Annotated in this window: 14 protein-coding genes; 6 read left to right on the top strand and 8 right to left on the bottom strand. The window is 69.6% G+C overall.

Annotated features, from left to right (window positions below; all coding sequences use genetic code 11):
• Positions 1-64 precede the first annotated feature (64 nt).
• Entirely contained in the window at positions 65-901 is an 837-nt protein-coding gene (locus ACZ6WN_RS05835) for a helix-turn-helix domain-containing protein (protein WP_465863297.1), read from the top strand.
• 6 nt (positions 902-907) lie between these two features.
• Here the strand turns inward: ACZ6WN_RS05835 and ACZ6WN_RS05830 are convergent, their stop codons facing one another.
• From ACZ6WN_RS05830 to sucC, 3 genes are all read right to left on the bottom strand, one after another.
• Complete coding sequence (locus ACZ6WN_RS05830) at positions 908-1,585, bottom strand: LysM peptidoglycan-binding domain-containing protein (RefSeq protein WP_465863295.1); 678 nt, start codon at positions 1,583-1,585, stop codon at positions 908-910.
• 241 nt (positions 1,586-1,826) lie between these two features.
• Positions 1,827-2,723: a succinate--CoA ligase subunit alpha gene (gene sucD, locus ACZ6WN_RS05825; RefSeq protein WP_141802854.1), complete on the bottom strand. Its 897-nt coding sequence runs from the start codon at positions 2,721-2,723 to the stop codon at positions 1,827-1,829.
• A gap of 17 nt (positions 2,724-2,740) precedes the next feature.
• Positions 2,741-3,907 carry an ADP-forming succinate--CoA ligase subunit beta gene (gene sucC / locus ACZ6WN_RS05820; RefSeq protein ID WP_465863293.1) on the bottom strand — a complete coding sequence of 389 codons (1,167 nt, stop codon included), beginning with the start codon at positions 3,905-3,907 and terminating at the stop codon, positions 2,741-2,743.
• 510 nt (positions 3,908-4,417) lie between these two features.
• On the opposite strand from sucC, the gene ACZ6WN_RS05815 reads away from it, so the two are divergent.
• Complete coding sequence (locus tag ACZ6WN_RS05815) at positions 4,418-6,466, top strand: M23 family metallopeptidase (RefSeq protein WP_465863291.1); 2,049 nt, start codon at positions 4,418-4,420, stop codon at positions 6,464-6,466.
• 162 nt (positions 6,467-6,628) lie between these two features.
• On the opposite strand, the gene pcrA is transcribed toward ACZ6WN_RS05815, so the two are convergent.
• Positions 6,629-9,088, bottom strand: coding sequence for a DNA helicase PcrA (pcrA, locus tag ACZ6WN_RS05810; RefSeq protein WP_465863290.1), 2,460 nt, complete (start codon positions 9,086-9,088; stop codon positions 6,629-6,631).
• Between the two features lie 61 nt (positions 9,089-9,149).
• The gene (locus ACZ6WN_RS05805; RefSeq protein WP_357337446.1) at positions 9,150-9,512 is read right to left on the bottom strand and encodes a hypothetical protein; all 363 of its coding nucleotides are present in this window, start codon (positions 9,510-9,512) and stop codon (positions 9,150-9,152) included.
• A 170-nt stretch (positions 9,513-9,682) separates the two neighbouring features.
• Between ACZ6WN_RS05805 and ACZ6WN_RS05800 the strand changes: the two genes are divergently transcribed.
• Entirely contained in the window at positions 9,683-11,953 is a 2,271-nt protein-coding gene (locus ACZ6WN_RS05800) for a SulP family inorganic anion transporter (RefSeq protein WP_465863289.1), read from the top strand.
• A 4-nt stretch (positions 11,954-11,957) separates the two neighbouring features.
• Here ACZ6WN_RS05800 and ACZ6WN_RS05795 read toward each other — a convergent pair whose 3' ends face one another.
• A complete protein-coding gene (locus tag ACZ6WN_RS05795; protein ID WP_357337444.1) occupies positions 11,958-12,605 on the bottom strand; it encodes a response regulator transcription factor in 648 nt (215 codons plus the stop codon).
• On the bottom strand, positions 12,598-13,899 hold the full coding sequence (locus tag ACZ6WN_RS05790; protein WP_465863288.1) for an ATP-binding protein: 1,302 nt from the start codon (positions 13,897-13,899) through the stop codon (positions 12,598-12,600). Before ACZ6WN_RS05790 ends, ACZ6WN_RS05795 begins: the two co-directional genes overlap by 8 nt.
• Before the next feature lie 124 nt (positions 13,900-14,023).
• Here ACZ6WN_RS05790 and ACZ6WN_RS05785 point away from each other — a divergent pair, with 124 nt between their 5' ends.
• The 3 genes from ACZ6WN_RS05785 (at position 14,024) to ACZ6WN_RS05775 (ending at position 17,813) form a co-directional block, all read left to right on the top strand.
• Positions 14,024-15,346 (top strand): PspC domain-containing protein, encoded by a 1,323-nt coding sequence (locus ACZ6WN_RS05785; protein WP_465863286.1) that lies wholly within the window; start codon positions 14,024-14,026, stop codon positions 15,344-15,346.
• Complete coding sequence (locus ACZ6WN_RS05780; protein WP_465863285.1) at positions 15,343-15,594, top strand: hypothetical protein; 252 nt, start codon at positions 15,343-15,345, stop codon at positions 15,592-15,594. The genes ACZ6WN_RS05785 and ACZ6WN_RS05780 overlap by 4 nt, the downstream gene beginning before the upstream one ends.
• Before the next feature lie 956 nt (positions 15,595-16,550).
• A complete protein-coding gene (locus ACZ6WN_RS05775) occupies positions 16,551-17,813 on the top strand; it encodes an HNH endonuclease signature motif containing protein (RefSeq protein WP_465863284.1) in 1,263 nt (420 codons plus the stop codon).
• A 1,048-nt stretch (positions 17,814-18,861) separates the two neighbouring features.
• Here ACZ6WN_RS05775 and ACZ6WN_RS05770 read toward each other — a convergent pair.
• Complete coding sequence (locus ACZ6WN_RS05770; RefSeq protein WP_465863282.1) at positions 18,862-19,482, bottom strand: TetR/AcrR family transcriptional regulator; 621 nt, start codon at positions 19,480-19,482, stop codon at positions 18,862-18,864.
• Positions 19,483-19,498 lie beyond the last annotated feature (16 nt).

Here is a 19,498-nt window from a genome sequence, read left to right as displayed (position 1 = left end):
CCGAGCCCAGGCTGGCCCCGGCAGGGCCACCCTCACCGCGCCGGGCCGCCGTAGGCTGGTCGGCATGCCCGCCAACCCGGGAGCCCTCGGCTCGTTCATCAGAGACCGCCGGGACCGGACGACGCCCGAGAGCGTCGGCCTTCCGGAAGGCGTACACCGCCGCGCCCCGGGGCTGCGCCGGTCCGAGCTGGCCACGCTGGCCGGGATCAGCGTCGAATACCTGGTCCGGATCGAGCAGGGCCGCGACCGTCATCCCTCGCCGCAGGTCCTGCGGGCCATCGGCGACGCGCTCCGCCTCGACGCCGCCGCCCACGAGCACCTGCGGACCCTGGCGATGGCCTCGAGCGGACAGTGCGTCGGGCCGTACTCCTCGGGTCGTGACGTACGCCCCGGCGCCCGCGCCCTCATCGAGCAGCTGGAGCCCGGGGTCGCGGTGCTCACCAACCGCCTCGGCGACGTGCTCGCCCACACCGAGACCTTCGACCTGCTCGCCCGCCCCCTGGGGCTGCTCGACCACGCGGAGCCCAGCCTGACCGCGTACGCCTTCCTCCACCCGCGCGCCCGCGAGGCGTTCCCCGACTGGGACCGGGTCGCCGACGACCTCGTCGCGAACCTCTACCGCGGGCCGAACGCCGGCGCCTCCCGCCGGATGATCGAGGCGCTGTCACCGCAGGCGGGGCCGGAGTTCACCGACCGGCTGGGCCGCCACGACCTGCCGCACGGTGGCGTGTGGCGCTGGTGTCATCCCGAGGCCGGCGAGCTGCGCTTCGACGTCGAGGAGCTCGAGCTCCCGGCCGCCGACAACCAGCAGATCCTGGTGCTGATGCCGGCCGACGAGGCGACCGCCGAGTCGCTCGAGGCGATGCGGCGCCGCCGCGCCGGTGCCCTGCGCGCGGTCTGAGACTGATCAGCTCGACGGGATGTAGAGCTTGAAGCCGGCAGACAGCTTGTCGGGCGCCCGGTGGCCGTTGTAGATCCGCAGCTCCTCCTCGGTGATGCGGAACTTCTTGGCGACGCTGGCGTAGGTGTCCCCGGCGACGGTCGTGTAGACGGTCTCCCCGGTGCCGGGCTGGGGTTTCGGCTTCGGCTTGGGCTTGGCCGGCTTGGCCGGGATCTCGATCGTCGAGCCGGCGAGCAGCTTGGTGGGGTCCTGGTAGCCGTTGTGCGCCATCAGCTCGTCCGCGGTGACACCGAACTTCTTGGCGATGCTGACGAACGTGTCACCGGCGACGACCCGGTACTTCTTCGGCTTCGGCTTCGCCGCCGGGATCTTGATCTCGCTCCCCGCCAGGAGCTTGGTGGGATCCTCATAGCCGTTGAGGGCCATCAGCTCGCCCACCTCGACGCCGAACTTCCTGGCGATGCCGGAGAAGGTGTCACCGACCACCACGGTGTACGTCTTCGCGGCCGGCTTGGCGGGTGGGCTCACCACGAGCTCGGCCCCCGCTCGGATCTTGGCCGGGTCGGCGATCTGGTTCCAGGTCGCGAGGTCGGTGACCTTGACGCCGTACTTCCCGGCGATCCCGGAGAGCGTCTCGCCCGGCTGGACGACGTGGGTCTTCCGCGCCTTCTCCGCCTGGTCCACGACCCGATTAACGCTCTGGCCCGGCGCCGCTCCCGCCGAAACCGAACAGAGACTCAGCGGCGCAATTGACACCGAAAGTCCGATAACGACCGCACCCGAGAGCAAACGCGTGATTCGCTTGGCCATGGTTGTCACATTAATCCGTTCGGACGCTCGAGCGCGCACATTCGGACAATTCGCCCACAGACGAAGACCGCCCCGCGACCTTGGCGGTCGCGGGGCGGTCAGGATCTGACGTACGTCAGAGGGACTGCAGGATCTCGCGAGCGAGAGCAGCGGTCTCCGACGGGGTCTTGCCGACCTTGACGCCGGCGGCCTCGAGGGCCTCCTTCTTCGCCTGCGCGGTGCCGGCGGAGCCGGACACGATCGCACCGGCGTGACCCATGGTCTTACCCTCCGGCGCGGTGAAGCCGGCGACGTAGCCGACGACAGGCTTGGAGATGTTCTCCTTGATGTAGGCCGCGGCCCGCTCCTCGGCGTCGCCACCGATCTCACCGATCATGACGATGAGCTTGGTCTCGTCGTCCTTCTCGAACGCCTCGAGGGCGTCGATGTGGGTGGTGCCGATGATCGGGTCACCGCCGATGCCGATGGCGGTGGAGAAGCCGAAGTCCTTCAGCTCGTACATCATCTGGTAGGTCAGCGTCCCCGACTTGGAGACGAGACCGACCGGGCCCTTGCCGGTGATGGTGTGCGGGGTGATGCCGGCCAGCGACTCACCCGGCGTGATGATGCCGGGGCAGTTCGGGCCGATCATCCGGGTGGCCTTGCCCTGCAGGTAGGACCACACCTCGGCGGTGTCCTGGACCGGGACGCCCTCGGTGATGACCACGATCAGCGGCATCTCGGCGTCGATGGCCTCGATCGCGGCGTCCTTGGTGAACGCCGGCGGCACGAAGAGGACCGACACGTTGGCGCCGGTCTCCTTGATCGCCTCCGCGACCGTGCCGAACACCGGGAGCTCCACGTCGGCGCCCTGGGCGTCCTTGTGGGTGACCGTGGTGCCGGCCTTACGGGCGTTGACGCCACCGACGATCTGGGCGCCCGAGTCGAGCATCAGGGCGGTGTGCTTCGCACCCATGCCGCCGGTGATGCCCTGGACGATGACCTTGCTGTCCTTGTTGAGGTAGATGCTCATGTTTCTCTCTCCTGACCTCAGGCGTTGGCCAGCTCGGCGGCCTTGTCGGCGCCGCCGTCCATGGTGTCGACGATGGTGACCAGCGGGTGGTTGGCCTCGCTGAGGATCTGGCGGCCCAGGTCCACGTTGTTGCCGTCCAGACGCACGACGAGCGGCTTGGTGGCCTCGTTGCCGAGGATGTCCAGCGCGCCGACGATGCCCTTGGCGACCTCGTCACACGCGGTGATGCCACCGAAGACGTTCACGAACACGGACTTGACCTGCCCGTCGTTCAGGATGACGTCCAGACCGTCGGCCATGACCTGCGCGTTGGCGCCGCCACCGATGTCGAGGAAGTTGGCGGGCTTGACGCCGCCGTGAGCCTCACCGGCGTACGCGACGACGTCGAGGGTCGACATGACCAGACCCGCGCCGTTGCCGATGATGCCGACCTGGCCGTCGAGCTTGACGTAGTTGAGGCCCTTGTCCTTGGCCTTGGCCTCGAGCGGGTCCTCCTCGTCACGGATGACGAAGCTCTCGTGGTCCTCGTGGCGGATCTCGGAGGCGTTGTCGTCCAGCGACACCTTGCCGTCCAGGGCCTCCAGCTTGTCGCCCTCCAGGCGAGCCAGCGGGTTGACCTCGACGAGCGTCGCGTCCTCCTCGGTGAACACCGTGTAGAGGCTCTGGATCATCGCGACGGCCTGCTCGAAGACGGGCTCCGGGAAGCCGCACTCGGTCGCGATCTCGCGGGCCTTGGCCTCGTCGACGCCCTTGCCGGGGTCGATGCCGATCTGCTTCACGGCGTCGGGGTTGGTCTTGGCGACCTCCTCGATCTCCACACCACCCTCGACGGACGCGATGCAGAGGTACTGCCGGTTCGATCGGTCCAGCAGGAAGGAGAAGTAGTACTCCTCCACCGGCGGGGTCGCCGGCGTCACGAGGACGCGGTTGACCGGCAGGTCCTTGATCGTCAGGTCGAGAATGTTGGTGGCGTGCTCGAAAGCGTCCTCGGGCGTCTTCGCGATCTTGACACCGCCGGCCTTCCCGCGGCCACCGGCCTTGACCTGCGCCTTGATGACGGTGACGCCACCCAGCTTCTCGGCCGCGGCCTTGGCCGCCTCCGCCGAGTCGACGACAACACCAAGGGTGGTCGCCACGCCGTGCTTGGCGAAGAGTTCCTTCGCCTGGTATTCCATGAGATCCACTGATCCACCTGGTCTGTGTGTTGCGGTACGGGGGCCGTACCGCATGGATCAGCGGTCGACGCCCTCGTCTTCAGATGTGTCCGTCCAGCACCATAGACCCCGCCGAGGCGGACTTACGAGCCCAGGGCACACGACGTGACGTACGCCACTAGCAACGCACGGGGCCGGACACACCGGACATATACCAACAAATCGGCAACCTCGGGTAACAGCCCGTAGCCCTACGTAGCGACCCCCGTTTGACCCCGTACGACGCGGGCCGAACTCCGGCAACCAGCCGGTTTCGACACCGTATCGAGGCCTGAATGGGCCGATGACACGCGTTTCGGGTGACATGAAGATGTCGCAATCGAGTTTCGAATCTGGCGGAAATACGCAGATCAGCGACTGATTCGGCCACAGCCGTTGGTGAAATCAGCGAAACGGGCGTGCCACATTTCTTGACCGCGCCCTCCGGTCCGTTACAGTCATGGCTCGCCGCCTGACCCCGAACAGCGGAGATATGAACTGATGGGCAACCACCGAGCCGACGTCACCAGTGACAGTCCGCGTTCGGTCACCCCTTCCCCCGGAGCAACCACGAGCAGCAGCAGCTACGTTGGGAAGCGGCGCGCAGCGCCGGCGACCGACAGCCCTGCCTCCAGGCCTGCCCCGCGAGCGACCGGATCGACCTCCTACGTCGGGAAGCGGCGCGCCGCGCCGTCCCCCGCCGTCGGGACCGCGAAGCCATCCCCCGCCCCTGAGACTCCCGAAGAGCCGGTCGCCAAGGCCCGGCCCGCCCGCGTGGTCCTCGAGCAGACCGGCACGCTGCCGGTCGTCGGGTCCCCCCGCGCCGACGAGACCACCGACGGCCGCATCTCGACGGGTGAGCTGCGTGCTCTCGTCGAGGGCGACGGTGGCCCCACCTTCCCGGCCTCGTTCCCGACGACGCCCGCCCCCGCCCAGCTCGCGCCTCGGCCGATCGTGCCGGTGCAGCGACGGGCGGCCCAGATCGACCCGGTCCTGGCCGACCTGCTCTCCTCGATGGGCATCGACCCGGACAAGGTGACCCCCGAGGTGCTCGAAGACCTCGGCGTCGGAGGCATGACGACCTCCGAGCTCACCATGTTCCTGACCCAGCCGACCAAGCCCGCGCCGGCCAAGGCGACCTCGAGCAGGGCGGTCTCGACCAAGACGCCCCCGCGCGGCGTTCCGGCCGCTCCCGCAGCGCTCGCGCCCGTGCTTCCCGAGCCGGTCCTTCCCGAGCCGGTGCTCCCTGAGCCGGTCCGTCCGGTGGCGCCGGTCGCTCCTGAGCCGACCTTCCAGGCACCCGAGCCGACGCACACCCCGAAGCCGCTGCGGATGGCCAACACGTTCGCGCCGCTGACCGGCAAGATCCGCGCCGTGCGTCAGGCCCGCCAGATCCCGGCTCCGCCGGTGGCGCCGGCCGCTCCGGCCTACGAGCCGGAGGCACAGGAGCCCCGCGGGTTCCAGGAGGCGTTCGACGCGCCGCCGACGTCGTTCAAGATCGACACGACCTCGTTCCCGGCCCCGCCGGTGTCGCTGCCGCAGCAGATCGACTTCGACTCGATGGCGATCGACCTCCCGGCCGAGTCCTACACCGACGCGCCCTACTACGAGGAGCCGCAGGCCCACGAGGCGTTCTACCAGGACGACTACGCCGACGGCTACGACCGCGACCCGCAGCAGGCCGAGACCTACTTCCGCGCCGACACGGGCAGCATCGACCTGCCGAGCATCAGCGAGATCGCGACCTACCGCCCCGAGCTGCACGACCTCCCGGCGGTCGAGACCACCGGCACGATGGTCGGCATCGGCGGCCCCGCCCGTCCCCGCACCCGGCGCGCCTCCGCCTCGGCAGCCGGTGGCCGTCCGACGGTCCCGCTGACCGCCGGTGCCGCGGCCCTCGCCGCCGCCATCGGTGGCATCGCGCTGACCGGCGGTCCGACGATGGTCGCCGCCGATGACGTACGCCTCGTCGGAGCCACCGCGCTCGGTGGCGACAGCGACATGGTCGTAGTCGGTGACCGCTCCGCGACCGTCACCCGCAACGACGAGCGCTCCGAGGCCGACACCGCGGCGAGCGACCGCGAGAAGGCGCTCCAGGGCGTCGACGTCCAGGCCGACAAGCAGGACAAGTTCCTCAAGTCCAACATGTGGGAGCTGCCGATCCCGGCGGGCGTCTACCGCATCACCGGCACCTTCGGCTCCTCGGGCTCCAACTGGTCCAGCACCCACACGGGTCTCGACTTCGCGGCCCCCTACGGCACCCCGATCCACGCGATCGCCCGCGGCACGGTCACCGAGACCGCCTGGGGCGGGGCGTACGGAAACCGGACGATCATCACCCTCGAGGACGGCACCGAGATCTGGTACTGCCACCAGAGCGACTACGGCGTCTCCGTCGGCCAGACGGTCTCCCCCGGCGAGGTCATCGGCTACGTCGGCTCGACCGGTAACTCCACCGGCAACCACCTCCACGTGGAGGTCCGCCCCGGTGGTGGTGACGCCGTCGACCCCGACGCCGCCCTCAACGAGCACGGCGTAGACCCGAGCTGACGCGCGCAGCGCGTCAGCTCGGCACAGAGCCGAGTCGGCGCAACTGCACGCCTGGGAGCGAAGCGAAGCGAGCGAGGCGTGCCGTTGCGCCGACTCGGCGTCCCACGAGGAGACAGCCGCCTAAGCGACCACGGCGGCCCGTGAGCCTTCAGCCTCCCCGAGTCACAGCTTCTCGACGGGCGCATAGCGGAGAAGCAACCGCTTGACCCCCGTATCCCCGAAGTCGATGCTCGCGACCTGCTTGTCGCCCGAGCCCTCGATGGTGACGACGGTGCCGAGGCCGAAGGAGTCGTGGGTGACCCGGTCGCCGGGGTCGAGCGAGGGAACCTCACGGGCCGGCTTCGACTTGGCGGCGACATCGGCGCGCAGCGCGGCCGAGGAGAAGTTGCGGCGGCCGGCGGCCGTGGGCTGACCGAGACGCTGCCCACCACCCCAGCTGTCGTTGGCGAGGCTGGGCCGGCCCCACGAGGACATCTCCTTCTCCGTACGCCGCCAGTCGACCAGGTCGACGGGGAGCTCGTCGAGGAAACGGCTGCCGGGGTTGTGCGAGGGCGCGCCCCAGGCGGACCGGACGACGGCACGCGAGATGAAGAGCCGCTTCTCGGCGCGGGTGATCCCGACGTACGCCAGGCGGCGCTCCTCCTCGAGCTCGGTGCCGTCACCGAGGGCTCGGGAGTGCGGGAAGACGCCGTCCTCCATGCCGGTGAGGAAGACCGCGGGGAACTCGAGGCCCTTGGCGGTGTGGAGCGTCATCAGGGTGACCACGCCGTCCTCGTCGTCGGGGATCTGGTCGGTGTCGGCGACCAGGGCCACCCGCTCCAGGAAGTCGCGGAGCCCGGGCACGACCGTGCCTGCGTCGACGTCGGCCGGGTCCGCGCTCGGGGCCGCGACCGGGTCGTCGGAGAACTCACGGGCCACGGCGACCAGCTCGGCGAGGTTCTCCACGCGGGTCTCGTCCTGCGGGTCGTCGGACTCCTCGAGGGAGGCGAGGTAGCCCGACCGATCGAGCACGGTCTCCAGGATGACGTCGGCCCGCTCACCGGCGGCGACCATCTGCAGCAGCTCTTCGATCATCGCGACGAAGGCCTTGATGTTGGTCAGGCTGCGGGTGGCCAGGCCGGGCGCGTCCTCGGCCTTCTGCAGCGCGTCCCAGAAGGTCAGGCCGTCGCGCTCGGCCAGCGCGTTGACACAGGCCACGGCACGGTCGCCGATGCCCCGCTTCGGGGTGTTGAGGATCCGTCGGAGCGAGACCTGGTCGTCGGGGTTGGCCAGGGTGCGCAGGTAGGCCAGGGCGTCGCGCACCTCCTTGCGCTCGTAGAAGCGCACACCGCCGACGACCTTGTAGGGCTGGCCGGTGCGGATGAACACCTCCTCGAAGACGCGCGACTGGGCGTTGGTGCGGTAGAAGACGGCGACGTCGGCAGCCTTGAGCCCGCCGTCGACGAGCTTGTCGATCTCGTCGGAGACGAACCGGGCCTCGTCACGCTCGTCGTCGGCGACGTAGCCGACGATGCGGTCGCCGTTGCCGGCGTCGCTCCACAGCGCCTTCTCCTTGCGACCCTTGTTGTGCTTGATGACCGCGTTGGCGGCGGTGAGGATCGTCTGCGTGGAGCGGTAGTTCTGCTCCAGCAGGATCGTGGTCGCGTTGGGGAAGTCCTGCTCGAAGTCGAGGATGTTGCGGATGTTGGCGCCACGGAAGGCGTAGATCGACTGGTCGGCGTCACCGACCACCATCAGCTCGGCCGGCTCGGCCCGCGGGGTGTCCTCGGCGTAGGAGTCGGTCAGCGCGGTGTCGTCCATCCGGTCGGCGCAGAGCTCGTGGACCAGGGCGTACTGCGCGTGGTTGGTGTCCTGGTACTCGTCGACCAGAACGTGCCGGAACCGGCGGCGGTAGACCTCTCGCACCTCCGGGTAGGCCCGGAAGAGCTCGACGGTCGACATGATCAGGTCGTCGAAGTCGAGGGCGTTCGCCTGCCGAAGACGCTTCTGATACTCCTTGTAGGCCGCGACATAGGTCTGCTCGAGATGGTTGCGCGCGTCCTTCTCGGCCGCCTCGACGTCGCGCAGCTCGTTCTTCTGGTCGCTGACCCAGTTGAGCACCTGGTTGGGCTGATAGTGGCGCGGGTCCAGGTCGAGATCGCTGAGGACCAGCTGCATCAGCCGCTTCTGGTCCTGGGCGTCGTAGATCGAGAAGCTGGACTTGAGGCCGACCTTGTCGATCTCCTTGCGCAGGATCCGCACGCAGGCGCTGTGGAACGTGGAGACCCACATGATCCGCGCGCGCTTGCCGACCAGGGCCTCGACGCGCTCCTTCATCTCGGCGGCGGCCTTGTTGGTGAAGGTGATCGCCAGGATGCTGCCGGGGTGGGCGCCACGCTGGGAGATGAGCCACGCGATCCGCCGGGTCAGCACCCGGGTCTTGCCCGAGCCTGCTCCCGCCACCACCAGGAGGGGTGCTCCCTCGTGCTGCACAGCGGCCTTCTGAGGCTCGTTGAGCCCGTCGAGGAGCTCCTCGACGCTCGGGCCACGCGGTTTCGTACGCGGCTCGTCGGCCGGCTGCGCCGAGGCGAAGGCCTCGAGGCCCGGGATGGAAGCGAGGGGGGTCTGGTCAGGCGTACTCATGCTGGCTCCAGCCTAGGCGCTGGCACCGACAAGTCGCGGGTCGGCAGGCCCTCGATCAGGGTCAGGAGGCGACGTGCGCGGAGGACCAGAAGACCGCCACGCAGACGTTGATGATCGTCAGGCCGAAGATCGTCCAGTAGAGGCCGTCGGAGATCTTGGGCTTACGCAGCTGGGACATCACCAGGCCGAGGATGACCAGGCCGATCACGAGCTTCACGCCGACCTTGGCGTGGTCGACCGGACCGTCGCCCATCTCGAGGACGCCGACGAGCAGCAGACCGGCGAGGAACGCGGTGCCGGAGCCGTCGCGCATGAGGCCGTTGGACACCTTGTCAGGGGCCTTGATCTGCACCAGCAGGCCGCCGAAGAGGGCCGCGAAGCCGAGCAGGTGAATGACGAGCAGGATGTGCCGCACGATCTCCATGCGCAAAGACTAGAGCCACCGCCTCGGAGCCCACCAAGCGGTACCTCTTCGACACGTTTTCGAACGATCACACGATTTTGCGCACATTCGTCTTGGGGAATTCGGCGGCGTCTGCCTACTCTCACCGTGACCGCCACCATCGCTCTCGGCTCCGCAAGGAGGATTCTGACGTGTCATCACCTCGCCCGACCCTGCCCACCGGCGGGTCCAGACCGCTCGATCAGCTCCGCCAGTCCCTTCGCTTCGACGTACCTGCCTCGCTGGTCGTCTTCCTCGTCGCCGTGCCGCTCTCGCTCGGCATCGCCGTCGCCTCCGGTGCACCAGTCGCCGCAGGCCTGATCGCCGCCGCTGCGGGCGGCATCGTCGCCGGCGTCTTCGGCGGCTCACCCCTACAGGTCAGCGGCCCGGCCGCCGGTCTCACCGTCGTCGTCGCAGAGACGGTCGCCGAGTTCGGATGGGAGGCGACCTGCGCGATCACGCTGATGGCCGGCCTCCTCCAGATCGCGCTCGGCGCCAGCCGGCTGGGACGCTACGCACTGGCGATCTCTCCGACCGTCGTCAGCGCGATGCTCGCCGCGATCGGGATCTCGATCGTCCTCGGCCAGCTCAACGTCGCGCTCGGCGGCCGGTCGCAGGCGAGCGCGATCGAGAACATCAAGCACATCGTCGGCAACGCCCAGAACCCCAACATCCACGCCGTCCTGGCCGGGCTCGGCGTGATCGGCATCCTGCTCGTCTGGCCGCGGCTGCCGCAGCGGGTCCGCGCCGTGCCCGGGCAGCTCGTGGCCATCGTCGCGATCACCCTGCTCGCGGCCGCCTGGCTCCCGGGGGCCGAGCGCGTCCACCTCGGCCCTGACCTGCTCGACGAGATCGGCTCGATCGCGCTGCCGGAGGGCACGCCTCTCGCCGTGGCCGGCGCGGTGCTCACCATGGCTCTGATCGCGAGCGTCGAGAGCCTGCTCTCGGCGGTAGCCGTCGACAAGCTCCACGGTGGACCGCGCAGCAACCTGAACCGCGAGCTGATCGGCCAGGGGCTCGCCAACACCGTCTCGGGAGGTCTCGGCGGCCTCCCCGTCACCGGCGTCATCGTGCGCAGCTCGACCAACGTCGCCGCCGGCGCCCGCACCCGTGTCTCCGCGATCCTGCACGGCGTCTGGGTGCTCCTGTTCGCCCTGGTCCTGGTGGGGCTGGTGGAGCAGATCCCGCTCGCGGCCCTCGCGGGGCTGCTGATCATGATGGGCACCGGCCTGGTCCGGCCCGCCGACATCTCCCAGGCGCGTGCCCGCGGTGAGCTGTGGATCTACGCCCTCACCATCACCGGGGTGCTCGCGCTCAACCTGATCGAGGGTGTCCTGATCGGCCTGGTCGCCGCACTGGTCCTGGTGCTGTGGCGCCTGGTCCACGTGCGGATCGACGTACGCCTGGCCGGCCAGGCCGCCGACAGCCGCGAGAAGTGGCTGGTCGAGGTGCACGGCAGCCTGTCGTTCCTGGCGACACCGAAGCTGGTCAGCCGGCTCGACGAGATCCCGGAGGGCCAGCTCGTCGAGCTCGACCTCCTCGTCGACTACCTCGACCCGGCGGGGCGCGACCAGCTCGACCACTGGCGTGCCCGCTACGAGGCCGCCGGTGGCACCGTGCTCGTGGAGCACTCCGGACCGCACGGCGTCGAGGCACCCCGGCAGGAGCGCGCGCTCAAGGCGCCTCCGATCAGCCCCCGCGGTCTGCTCCCCTGGGGCGCGTGGCAGGACGTACGCGCCGACCGCACCGACGGGCACCACCCGCTGGCGCTCGGCGTCCGGGAGTACCACCGCCGCCACGCGGCGCCGCTGCGCCCGGTCTACGAGGGCCTGGCCGACGGCCAGGAACCACACGCTGTCTTCCTGACCTGCGTCGACTCCCGGGTGGTGCCGAACCTGATCACCTCGAGCGGTCCGGGCGACCTGCTGACGGTCCGCACCATGGGCAACCTCGTGCCCGAGCCCGGGAGCGCGGACAGCTCGGTCGCGGCGCCGATGCTGTTCGGCGTGGACGACCTCGGCATCAACACCGTCGTCGTCTGCGGCCACTCCTGCTGCGGTGCGATCACCTCGGCGCTGAAGAGCACCCGGGCCGGCACGGTGCCCGCCGGGCCGGTGGGCGACTGGCTGCGCCACGCTGCCCCGGCGATCCAGGAGTGGCAGGCCGGACACCCGGTCGGCGCCGCTGCCGCCGCGGCCGGCAGGAGCGAGGTCGACCAGGTGTCCCAGGTCAACGTCGCGGTGATGATCGACCGTCTCGGGGAGCTTCTCGGGGACCGGGACGTACGTCTCGTGGGCCTGTTCCTGGACATCTCCGACGGCACGCTGCAGATCCTGCGTGGCGACGGCTTCACGACGCTGACCGACGCGGAGACCGATGAGCTGGCCCACCTGATGGAGGCCCGCCCACCGGAGCCGGCGTAGGGATCTAGAGCAGGCGGCGGTCGTTGGCCCAGCGAGTGAGCTCGTGACGGCTCGACAGCTGCAGCTTGCGCAGCACGTTGGACATGTGGGTTTCGACCGTCTTGATCGAGATGAACAGCTCGCCGGCGACCTCCTTGTAGGAGTAGCCGCGCGCGATGAGGCGCATCACCTCGCGCTCTCGTTCGGTCAGGCGGTCGAGATCCTCGTCGATGTCGGCGATGGCGATGGTGCCGGCGAAGGCATCGAGCACGAAGCCGGCCAGGCGCGGTGAGAAGACCGCGTCTCCCCCCGACACCCGCTGGATCGCGGCGACCAGCTCGGTGCCGGTGATCGTCTTGGTGACATAGCCCCGGGCACCGCCGCGGATGGTGCCGATGACGTCCTCGGCGGCGTCGGAGACCGACAGCGCGAGGTAGCGTGGCGAGCCGTCGATGGCCGGCGCCTTGCGCATCACCTCGACACCGCCGCCACCGGGAAGATGTACGTCGAGCAGCACCACGTCGGGCTTGCCCTCGGCGATCGCCTTGACCGCGGTGTCGACGTCCTCGGCCTCCCCGACGATCCGGATCACCGGCGATCGGCTCAGCTCAGCGCGTACGCCGGTGCGGAACATCGCGTGGTCGTCGACGATGACGACCTTGACCTCACTCATGATCGTTCTCCTTCGTGCGAGGCTGCTTCAGCCGCACCTCGGTGCCTTCTCCGGGTGACGATCTCACCACAGCGCTGCCGCCGTGGCGCGACATCCGGTCGATGATGCTGTCGCGTACGCCGTGTCGGTCCGCGGAGATGTCGTCCATGACGAAGCCCGCTCCGCGGTCGCGGACGAAGACCTCGAAGGCCTCATCGGTCGCCTCCGCGTAGACGTCGACCCGTCCGGTGCCCGCGTGCTTGGCGGCGTTGGTGACCGCCTCGCGGGTGGCGGCGACGATCGGGCGCACCGTCTCGTCGAAGGGGCCGTCGCCGACGACCACCACGTCGACGGTCACGCCGTGAGCGTCCTCGACCTCGGCGGTGGCCGCCTTCAGCGCGGCCGCGAACGTCTCGTCGGCCTCGGCCGGGGTCGAGAAGAGCCACTCCCGCAGGTCGCGCTCCTGGGCGCGGGCCAGCTTCTGCACCATCGCGGGATCGCCGGAGTTGCGCTGGATCAGGGCGAGGGTCTGGAGGACGGAGTCGTGCAGGTGAGCGGCCATGTCGGCGCGCTCCTGGGTCCGGATCCGCTCCTCCCGCTCGCTGCCCAGGTCGCTGGCGAGCTGACGCACCCACGGCCCGGCGACGAGGAAGCCCGCGGCGAGCACGATCAGCCCGGCGATGACCAGCGCGGTGGCGTTGCCGAGGTCGAGCTGGCCGCCGGCGAGGATCACCGCGAAGAGCATCAGCCCGACGCCGACCCCGACCCGGACGTACGCCCGCCAGCCGCCCTTGCCGAAGACCATCCGCACCAGGTCGAGGCGTCCGGTGCCGTCGATCCAGCGCTCCCGCTGGGCGGCGTCGGCCTGGCGCCACAACAGCGCGACGCCGGCGACGCCGAGCATCGCCGGCCAGATCAGCGCACCGGCACCCAGCAGGGTGTCGAAGAGCACGACGGCTCCGAAACCGAGGGCGAGCAGCGCGATCGCCGGGCCCTTGTCGACGCCACCGGGGCGGGAGGAGGGGCGGCGGCCACCGCGGGTCGCGCTCTCGCCGCCCGGCGTGGACTGCTCCAGGTGGGGCGCGGCCGGGACGAAGATCCACAGGGCGGCGTAGAGCAGCACGCCGAAGCCGCTGAACACGGCGGTCACCACGAAGAACGCGCGCACGGCGAGCACCGGGAGGCCGAGGTGCTCGGCCAGGCCCGCGGCGACGCCGCCGATCACCGACGCGTCGGTGTCGCGGTAGGCGCGGCGTACTGCGCGCTCCGGGGGCGGCGGCGCCGGGAGCTCCGTCGTGGCATGGGTTGTCGTCATGATGACAACCATCGTCACACCAACCGTGGGTGTGTGCCATGAGGATTCACCCTGATCCTTGCGCGTCGAGAACTCAGGGCCGTCCCTGATGGTCTGCGGGGCGCGGAGGGGTCAGAGTAGGGGTGTGACGATCCCGCCCGAGGCGCCGCTGCCTCCCACCCCGGAGCCGCCATCGCCTGTCTCCGAGGCGCGCACCCGCCCCAGTGGCGAGCAGCTGCGCAACCTCAGTGGCCTGCGGCGTACGACCAATGCCTCCCCGGAGGGGCGGCACATCGCCGGCGTCGCGGGTGGGATCGCACGCCACTTCGACATCGACCCGCTGCTGGTGCGGGTGCTGCTGGTGGTGGCGGTGTTCTTCGGGGGCTCCGGCGGGATCGTGTACGTCGCGGCCTGGCTGCTGGTGCCCGAGGAGGGCGCCGAGGACGGGATGATCCCCGTCGGGCCACCCGCCCGCAACCTCCTGCTCTGGATCGCCGGCGGGATCGCCTCGATCTCGCTGCTCGGCGACGCGTTCGGCGACACCAGCGTCCCGTGGTTCTGGCTCGCGGTGCTCGGCGTGGTCGCGCTCTGGTACGCCAACCGCGGCAAGTGGGGCCGCAAGCGCGGTGCAGCTCCCCCGTCGTCGTCCCCGTCGTCGTCCCTGTCTCCGGCCGCGGCGCCGGCGACCACCCGCATGGACGTCTCCGCAGCCCAGACGCGCGCTCTGCCGGCGCCGTGGCCTCCCGGCTCCTATGATCCGCACGCATCCGTCATCCCGGCCGGTCGCCGGCGGCCGCCGCTGCTGTTCGGCCGCGCCGTCGCGGTCGCAGCGCTCGTGGTCGGTGTCCTCGGGCTCGTCGACGTCGCCGACTGGGCGCCGGTCCCGACCAGCGCCTACCCGGCGGCACTGCTGGCCGTCTTCGGCGGCTTCCTCGTGCTCGGGGCCTTCTGGGGCCGGGCCGGCGGGCTGATCTTCCTCGGGCTGCTGGCGCTCGCCGCGCTGCCGCTGACGATGATCGACCTCTCGAACATCGAGACCGGCAGCAGCGTCGAGATCCACCCCCGCAGCGTCGCGGCCCTGGAGACCTCCTACACGGTCGATGCGGGCGCGATCATGCTGGACCTGAGCGCCATCGACCCGAAGACGCTCGACGGCCGCGACCTCGAGATCACCAGCTCGCTGGGCGAGATCACCGTGATCGTCCCCGACGACGCCACCGTCGCCGCTGAGGCCACCGTCGGCGCCCTGGGCGAGGCACAGCTCTTCGACGAGACCCGCAGTGACGTCGGCGGGTTCACGCTGTCCCGCACCCACGTCGCCGGGGAGGACGGCAGCGAGCCCGGCCTCGCCGACGACGCCGACCTGCATCTGACCGCCACGGCGGACCTCGGCGCGATCAACGTCTACGAGGAGAGCGACCCCAGAGCCGCAGCCTTCGTCGGTACGGCCGAGAGGAGCAACCCGTGACCTACGACTACGCCCCGCCGCCACGCTTCGAGGACCAGGCGCCGCCCAAGCGCACCGGGCGGCACCCGGTCAACATCGGCCACCTCGTCATGGGCCTCGTCTTCCTCGTCTTCGTCGTCGTCTGGGCCCTGATCGCCAGCGACACCGTCGTCATCCACAGCATCGAGGACCTCCGCTGGCTCCTCCCGCTCCCCTGGATCGTCGGTGGCTCCATCGGTCTGCTCGCCGCGCTGCTTCGGAAGAACTGACGCTCACCACGCCGCTTCTCCGGTCTGCGGCACGGACATCGCCAAATCAGCCCGTACGCGCCGGGTGGTCGAGCCGCAGCGACGGGCAGTGGCAGGGCGGCGTAACCCTGCCGAGTCGGCGCATCTTGACCGGTGTCTCGCGAAGCGAAGCGAGCGAGCCGGTCAAGATGCGCCGACTCGGCATACATTCACTCCGAGCCTGTCGAGACCATCTGTCGCTGGTCGAGCCACAGCCACGAGCAGTGGCAGGGCGGCGTGCAACCCTGCCGAGTCGGCGGATCTTGACCGGTGTCTCGCGAAGCGAAGCGAGCGAGCCGGTCAAGATGCGCCGACTCGGCATTCATTTGCTCCAGGTGATCGAGCCTGTCGAGACCACCTGTTGCGGAAGGGTTCTTCGTGGCTTACGTGGGCCGCCGACCCGATCACGAGGGTCTTCTCGATCTGGACCGGGCGCCAAGGCGATGTATCGAGCTTGTCGAGATGACGCCCTGCGGGCGCCGGGATCGACGGCCGCGTTCGGGGGTCTGTGTCGTGGACCGGTGATGGTCGGTGGTCGAGCTTGTCGAGACCACCTGTCGCGGAACGTTTCTTCGGGGCTGGTCTAGGCCGCCGACCCGTTCTTTGAGGGTCTTCTCGATCTGGTCCGGCGTCAAGGACGCCCTGCGGGCGCCGGCTTCGCCGGCCGCTTCGCGGTCCTGGACTCCGGACCAGATCGAGAAAAGATTTGGCTGGCTATCGGGGCGGCGGCCCGGGTGTGGCGCAGCGGAATCGTTACTGGGATAGGTGGTGTTGGTGGAGTGTGAGAGGTGGCCCTTCGGGCCACTTACCATCCACAGAAGCGAGGACGTTCGCTCACCGCGAAAACCGGGTTTGAACAGGGAAAATAGATAGTAAAGAGAGCGGTCGAGGCGTAGAATCAGACCCATCACAACACACCTCCTCGAAGGAACCACGCGATGAGTCTCGGCCGCGACATCAACCACTGGGGAACCAACCCCGGTGACGCGATCGACGCCGCCCTGGCCGCCATCGAAACCGCCCTCCATGACCTCCTCTCGAGCGACCCTGCCTATTGGCGCACCGCGCAGAAGAAGGACCTGCTGGCACGGTTGGAGAAACTCCAGGCTCAACAGGCCGCACTGAAGCTGCGAGTCCTCGCCGCTGCGGGCGACATCGCCGAGGAGACCGGTGCGAAAGACGTCTCGGGGTGGCTGCGGACCGAACTCCTGGTCGACAAGGGTGTTGCCCGCTCGCAGATCAAACTCGCTGCTGGGGTCGCCAAGTACGACCTGGTCGCTGCCGGGCTGGCCGAAGGTGTGGTGTCTCAGGACAAAGCCTGGGTGATCACGAAAGCGCTTGATGCCGTCGAGGCCGACCCCGCCGCCAGTGGTGAGCACCTGCTGTCGGCCGAGAAGATGCTGGTCGACTATGCCGCCTGGATGACCGCCAACGAGCTCAAGAACGCCGGCCGACGCATCCTCGCCGAGATCGACCCCGAGAGGTTCGAAGAAGCCGAAGCCAAGGCCCTCCAGCGGGAAGAAGAGCACGCCGCCCGGCGCACCTTCTTCTCGAGCAGGGACAACGGGGATGGCACCATCGATCTCCACGCCAGGGTCTCCCGCGCCGTCGGGATGCGGCTGCGCACCATCCTCGACTCGCTGGCGCAGCCCCGGAAGCTGTCCGCGGAGAACAAGGGCCGCAAAGCCCCCTATGACCGGCTCCTGGGCCAGGCCTTCACCCGGGTCGTCGAGACCTACGACGTCAACCTGCTGCCCCGCCACGGCGGCCACGGCACCACGGTGTTCATCACCATGAGCGTGGATGACCTCCACAAAGACCTCGGCACCGCAGCGTTGGGGTTCGACGGGGACCAGATCACCGCCGCCGAGGCCCGCCGGATGGCCTGCAACGCCGACCTGGTGCCGGTCGTCCTCGGCACCGACTCCGAGATCCTCGACCTGGGCCGCACCGCCCGCCTGGCGCACCCGATCCAACACCGAGCACTCCGGTTACGAGATCAAGGCTGCCAAGCCGAAGACTGCGATGCCCCCGCCGCGTGGACCGAAGCCCACCACCTGAAACCGTGGTCCGAAGGCGGCCGAACCAACCTGGCCAACATGGTGTTGCTGTGCCCGAGTGATCATCACCGGATCCACGACGCCAACTACGCCCATGAGCGGCTCCCGGACGGGCAGATCCGGTTCACCCGACGCGCCTGAATCAGCACCCAAGCACGCTGTCAGGCAGCGATCCGTCTTCCCTACTGCTGCCGTGCGCCCTACTGCTGCCGTGCGCCCTACTGCTGCCGTGCATCCCACTGCTGGGGAGGTTTCCCACGCCGGTGTCGGTTCCCCACGCTCCGGAGGGTGGGGAAATCCCCATCTTCGGGTGGGAGAGACTCCCCGGCAGTGGGGAACCTGGCCCTTGGATCCGCCCGGCCCCACCGGGCTCGCCAGCACCGATCCCACCGCACCGATCCCACCGCACCGATCCCACCGCACCGATCCCACCGCACCGATCCCACCGCACCGATCCCACCGCACCGATCCCACCGCACCGGTTTCGCCGCACCGGTTTCGCCGCAAGCGACCGCCCCGAGGCCGACACGCATCGTTCGCTGTGCTGTGCCCGGGTCAGTGGCCCGTCGTGAGCGCTTGCACCTGAGGGCTGGCGCGAACTCTCGTCGTCTGGTTATCAGCTGACGGCCTGCCTCGTTCATTCGCTGATGCGTCTGAGATCGACCCAGCCTGATCGCCTGGGCGGCCGGCCTGGCCGGCCGGGTCAGCAGCCGATGGCGACAGCATCGTCAGCTACGCCCACGTTGTCGCGGCCCCTTCCTGACGGCACTGCTTGTGAAGCCTTCACAAGGCGTCATCGTCTTGTAAAAGCACCGCAAACACCTCGGCCGCCATGACCCATCGACCCTGGATCCCAGGCCCGTACCCAACCCAAAAAACTCCGCGCCAAACCCCGCCGCCGACCCGATAACCAGCCAAAATTCTCGACGGGTCCCGGTGTCCAGGACCGCGAAGCGGCCGGCGAAGCCGGCGGCCGCAGGCCGTCATCTCGACAAGCTCGATACATCGCCTTGACTCCGGGAACCGGCGAGAACACCCTCCGTAACGGGTCGGCGGCCACCCGGCGGCCCAACAAGAAACCCCGACCCCCAGAACCGAGCCCCTCACCAACCCAGCGACCGATCGACTGACTCCGGACGATGCCGAGAAACCCGTCAAGGACAGAGCCACCGGCCACGAGAAAGACCAGCTAGGAGACGCTGGAGATCTCCCCCGTCCAGTTCGCGATGAGATCGGCCTCGTGCGGGGGCGGACCGGGGAGGCGGCGGCTGGCTGCCTCGGCGCGCAGACCGTCGCAGACCAGGGCTAGGTAACGGCGGCGCAGGGCGGCGCTGCGTACGTCGTCTCCAATGTCGATGCGGCCGATCTGCTCGAGGATCACGACGATGTCGGTGCGGGTGACGTCGGGGCGGAGGATGCCGCTGCCGCGGGCGGCGCGCAGGAGCCGGTTGGTGGTGTGGACCGCGAGCTTGTCCAGGTCACGCAGGCCCTGGTCGAAGGTGACCTCGTCGCGCAGAGCGAGGGTGAGCCGCGGGAGTCCGTCGTCGAGCACCTGGCGCAGGAAGCCCGTGAACGCGAGCCACGGGTCGTCGGTGTCGCTCAGGGCGGCCTCCGCGAAGGCGATGTAGCGGCGGTAGTTGTCAGCGGCGACCGCCCGCAGCAGCGCCTGCTTGTTGGCGTAGCGGCGGTAGAGCCCGGCCACCCCCATCCCGGCCTCCTCGGCGACCGCGGCCATGGTCGCGCGAGGATCCCTGATCAGGACCTCCCGAGCGGCGATCAGGACCGCACGGTCCGCGATGAGGGGCGCCATGCCCCAGACTTTACGC

The sequence above is a fragment of the Nocardioides sp. NPDC054178 genome, from assembly GCF_055585005.1.
This window is presented reverse-complemented; position numbering and strand designations above follow the sequence as displayed.

Excerpts from the sequence above, each read along its gene's own strand:
- ACZ6WN_RS05815 (WP_465863291.1), top strand. The coding sequence starts at position 4,418 with ATGGGCAACCACCGAGCCGACGTCACCAGTGACAGTCCGCGTTCGGTC.
- ACZ6WN_RS05770 (WP_465863282.1), bottom strand. The coding sequence starts at position 19,482 with ATGGCGCCCCTCATCGCGGACCGTGCGGTCCTGATCGCCGCTCGGGAG.
- sucD (WP_141802854.1), bottom strand. The coding sequence starts at position 2,723 with ATGAGCATCTACCTCAACAAGGACAGCAAGGTCATCGTCCAGGGCATC.
- pcrA (WP_465863290.1), bottom strand. The coding sequence starts at position 9,088 with ATGAGTACGCCTGACCAGACCCCCCTCGCTTCCATCCCGGGCCTCGAG.
- ACZ6WN_RS05775 (WP_465863284.1), top strand. The coding sequence starts at position 16,551 with ATGAGTCTCGGCCGCGACATCAACCACTGGGGAACCAACCCCGGTGAC.
- ACZ6WN_RS05835 (WP_465863297.1), top strand. The coding sequence starts at position 65 with ATGCCCGCCAACCCGGGAGCCCTCGGCTCGTTCATCAGAGACCGCCGG.
- ACZ6WN_RS05790 (WP_465863288.1), bottom strand. The coding sequence starts at position 13,899 with ATGACGACAACCCATGCCACGACGGAGCTCCCGGCGCCGCCGCCCCCG.
- ACZ6WN_RS05805 (WP_357337446.1), bottom strand. The coding sequence starts at position 9,512 with ATGGAGATCGTGCGGCACATCCTGCTCGTCATTCACCTGCTCGGCTTC.
- ACZ6WN_RS05795 (WP_357337444.1), bottom strand. The coding sequence starts at position 12,605 with ATGAGTGAGGTCAAGGTCGTCATCGTCGACGACCACGCGATGTTCCGC.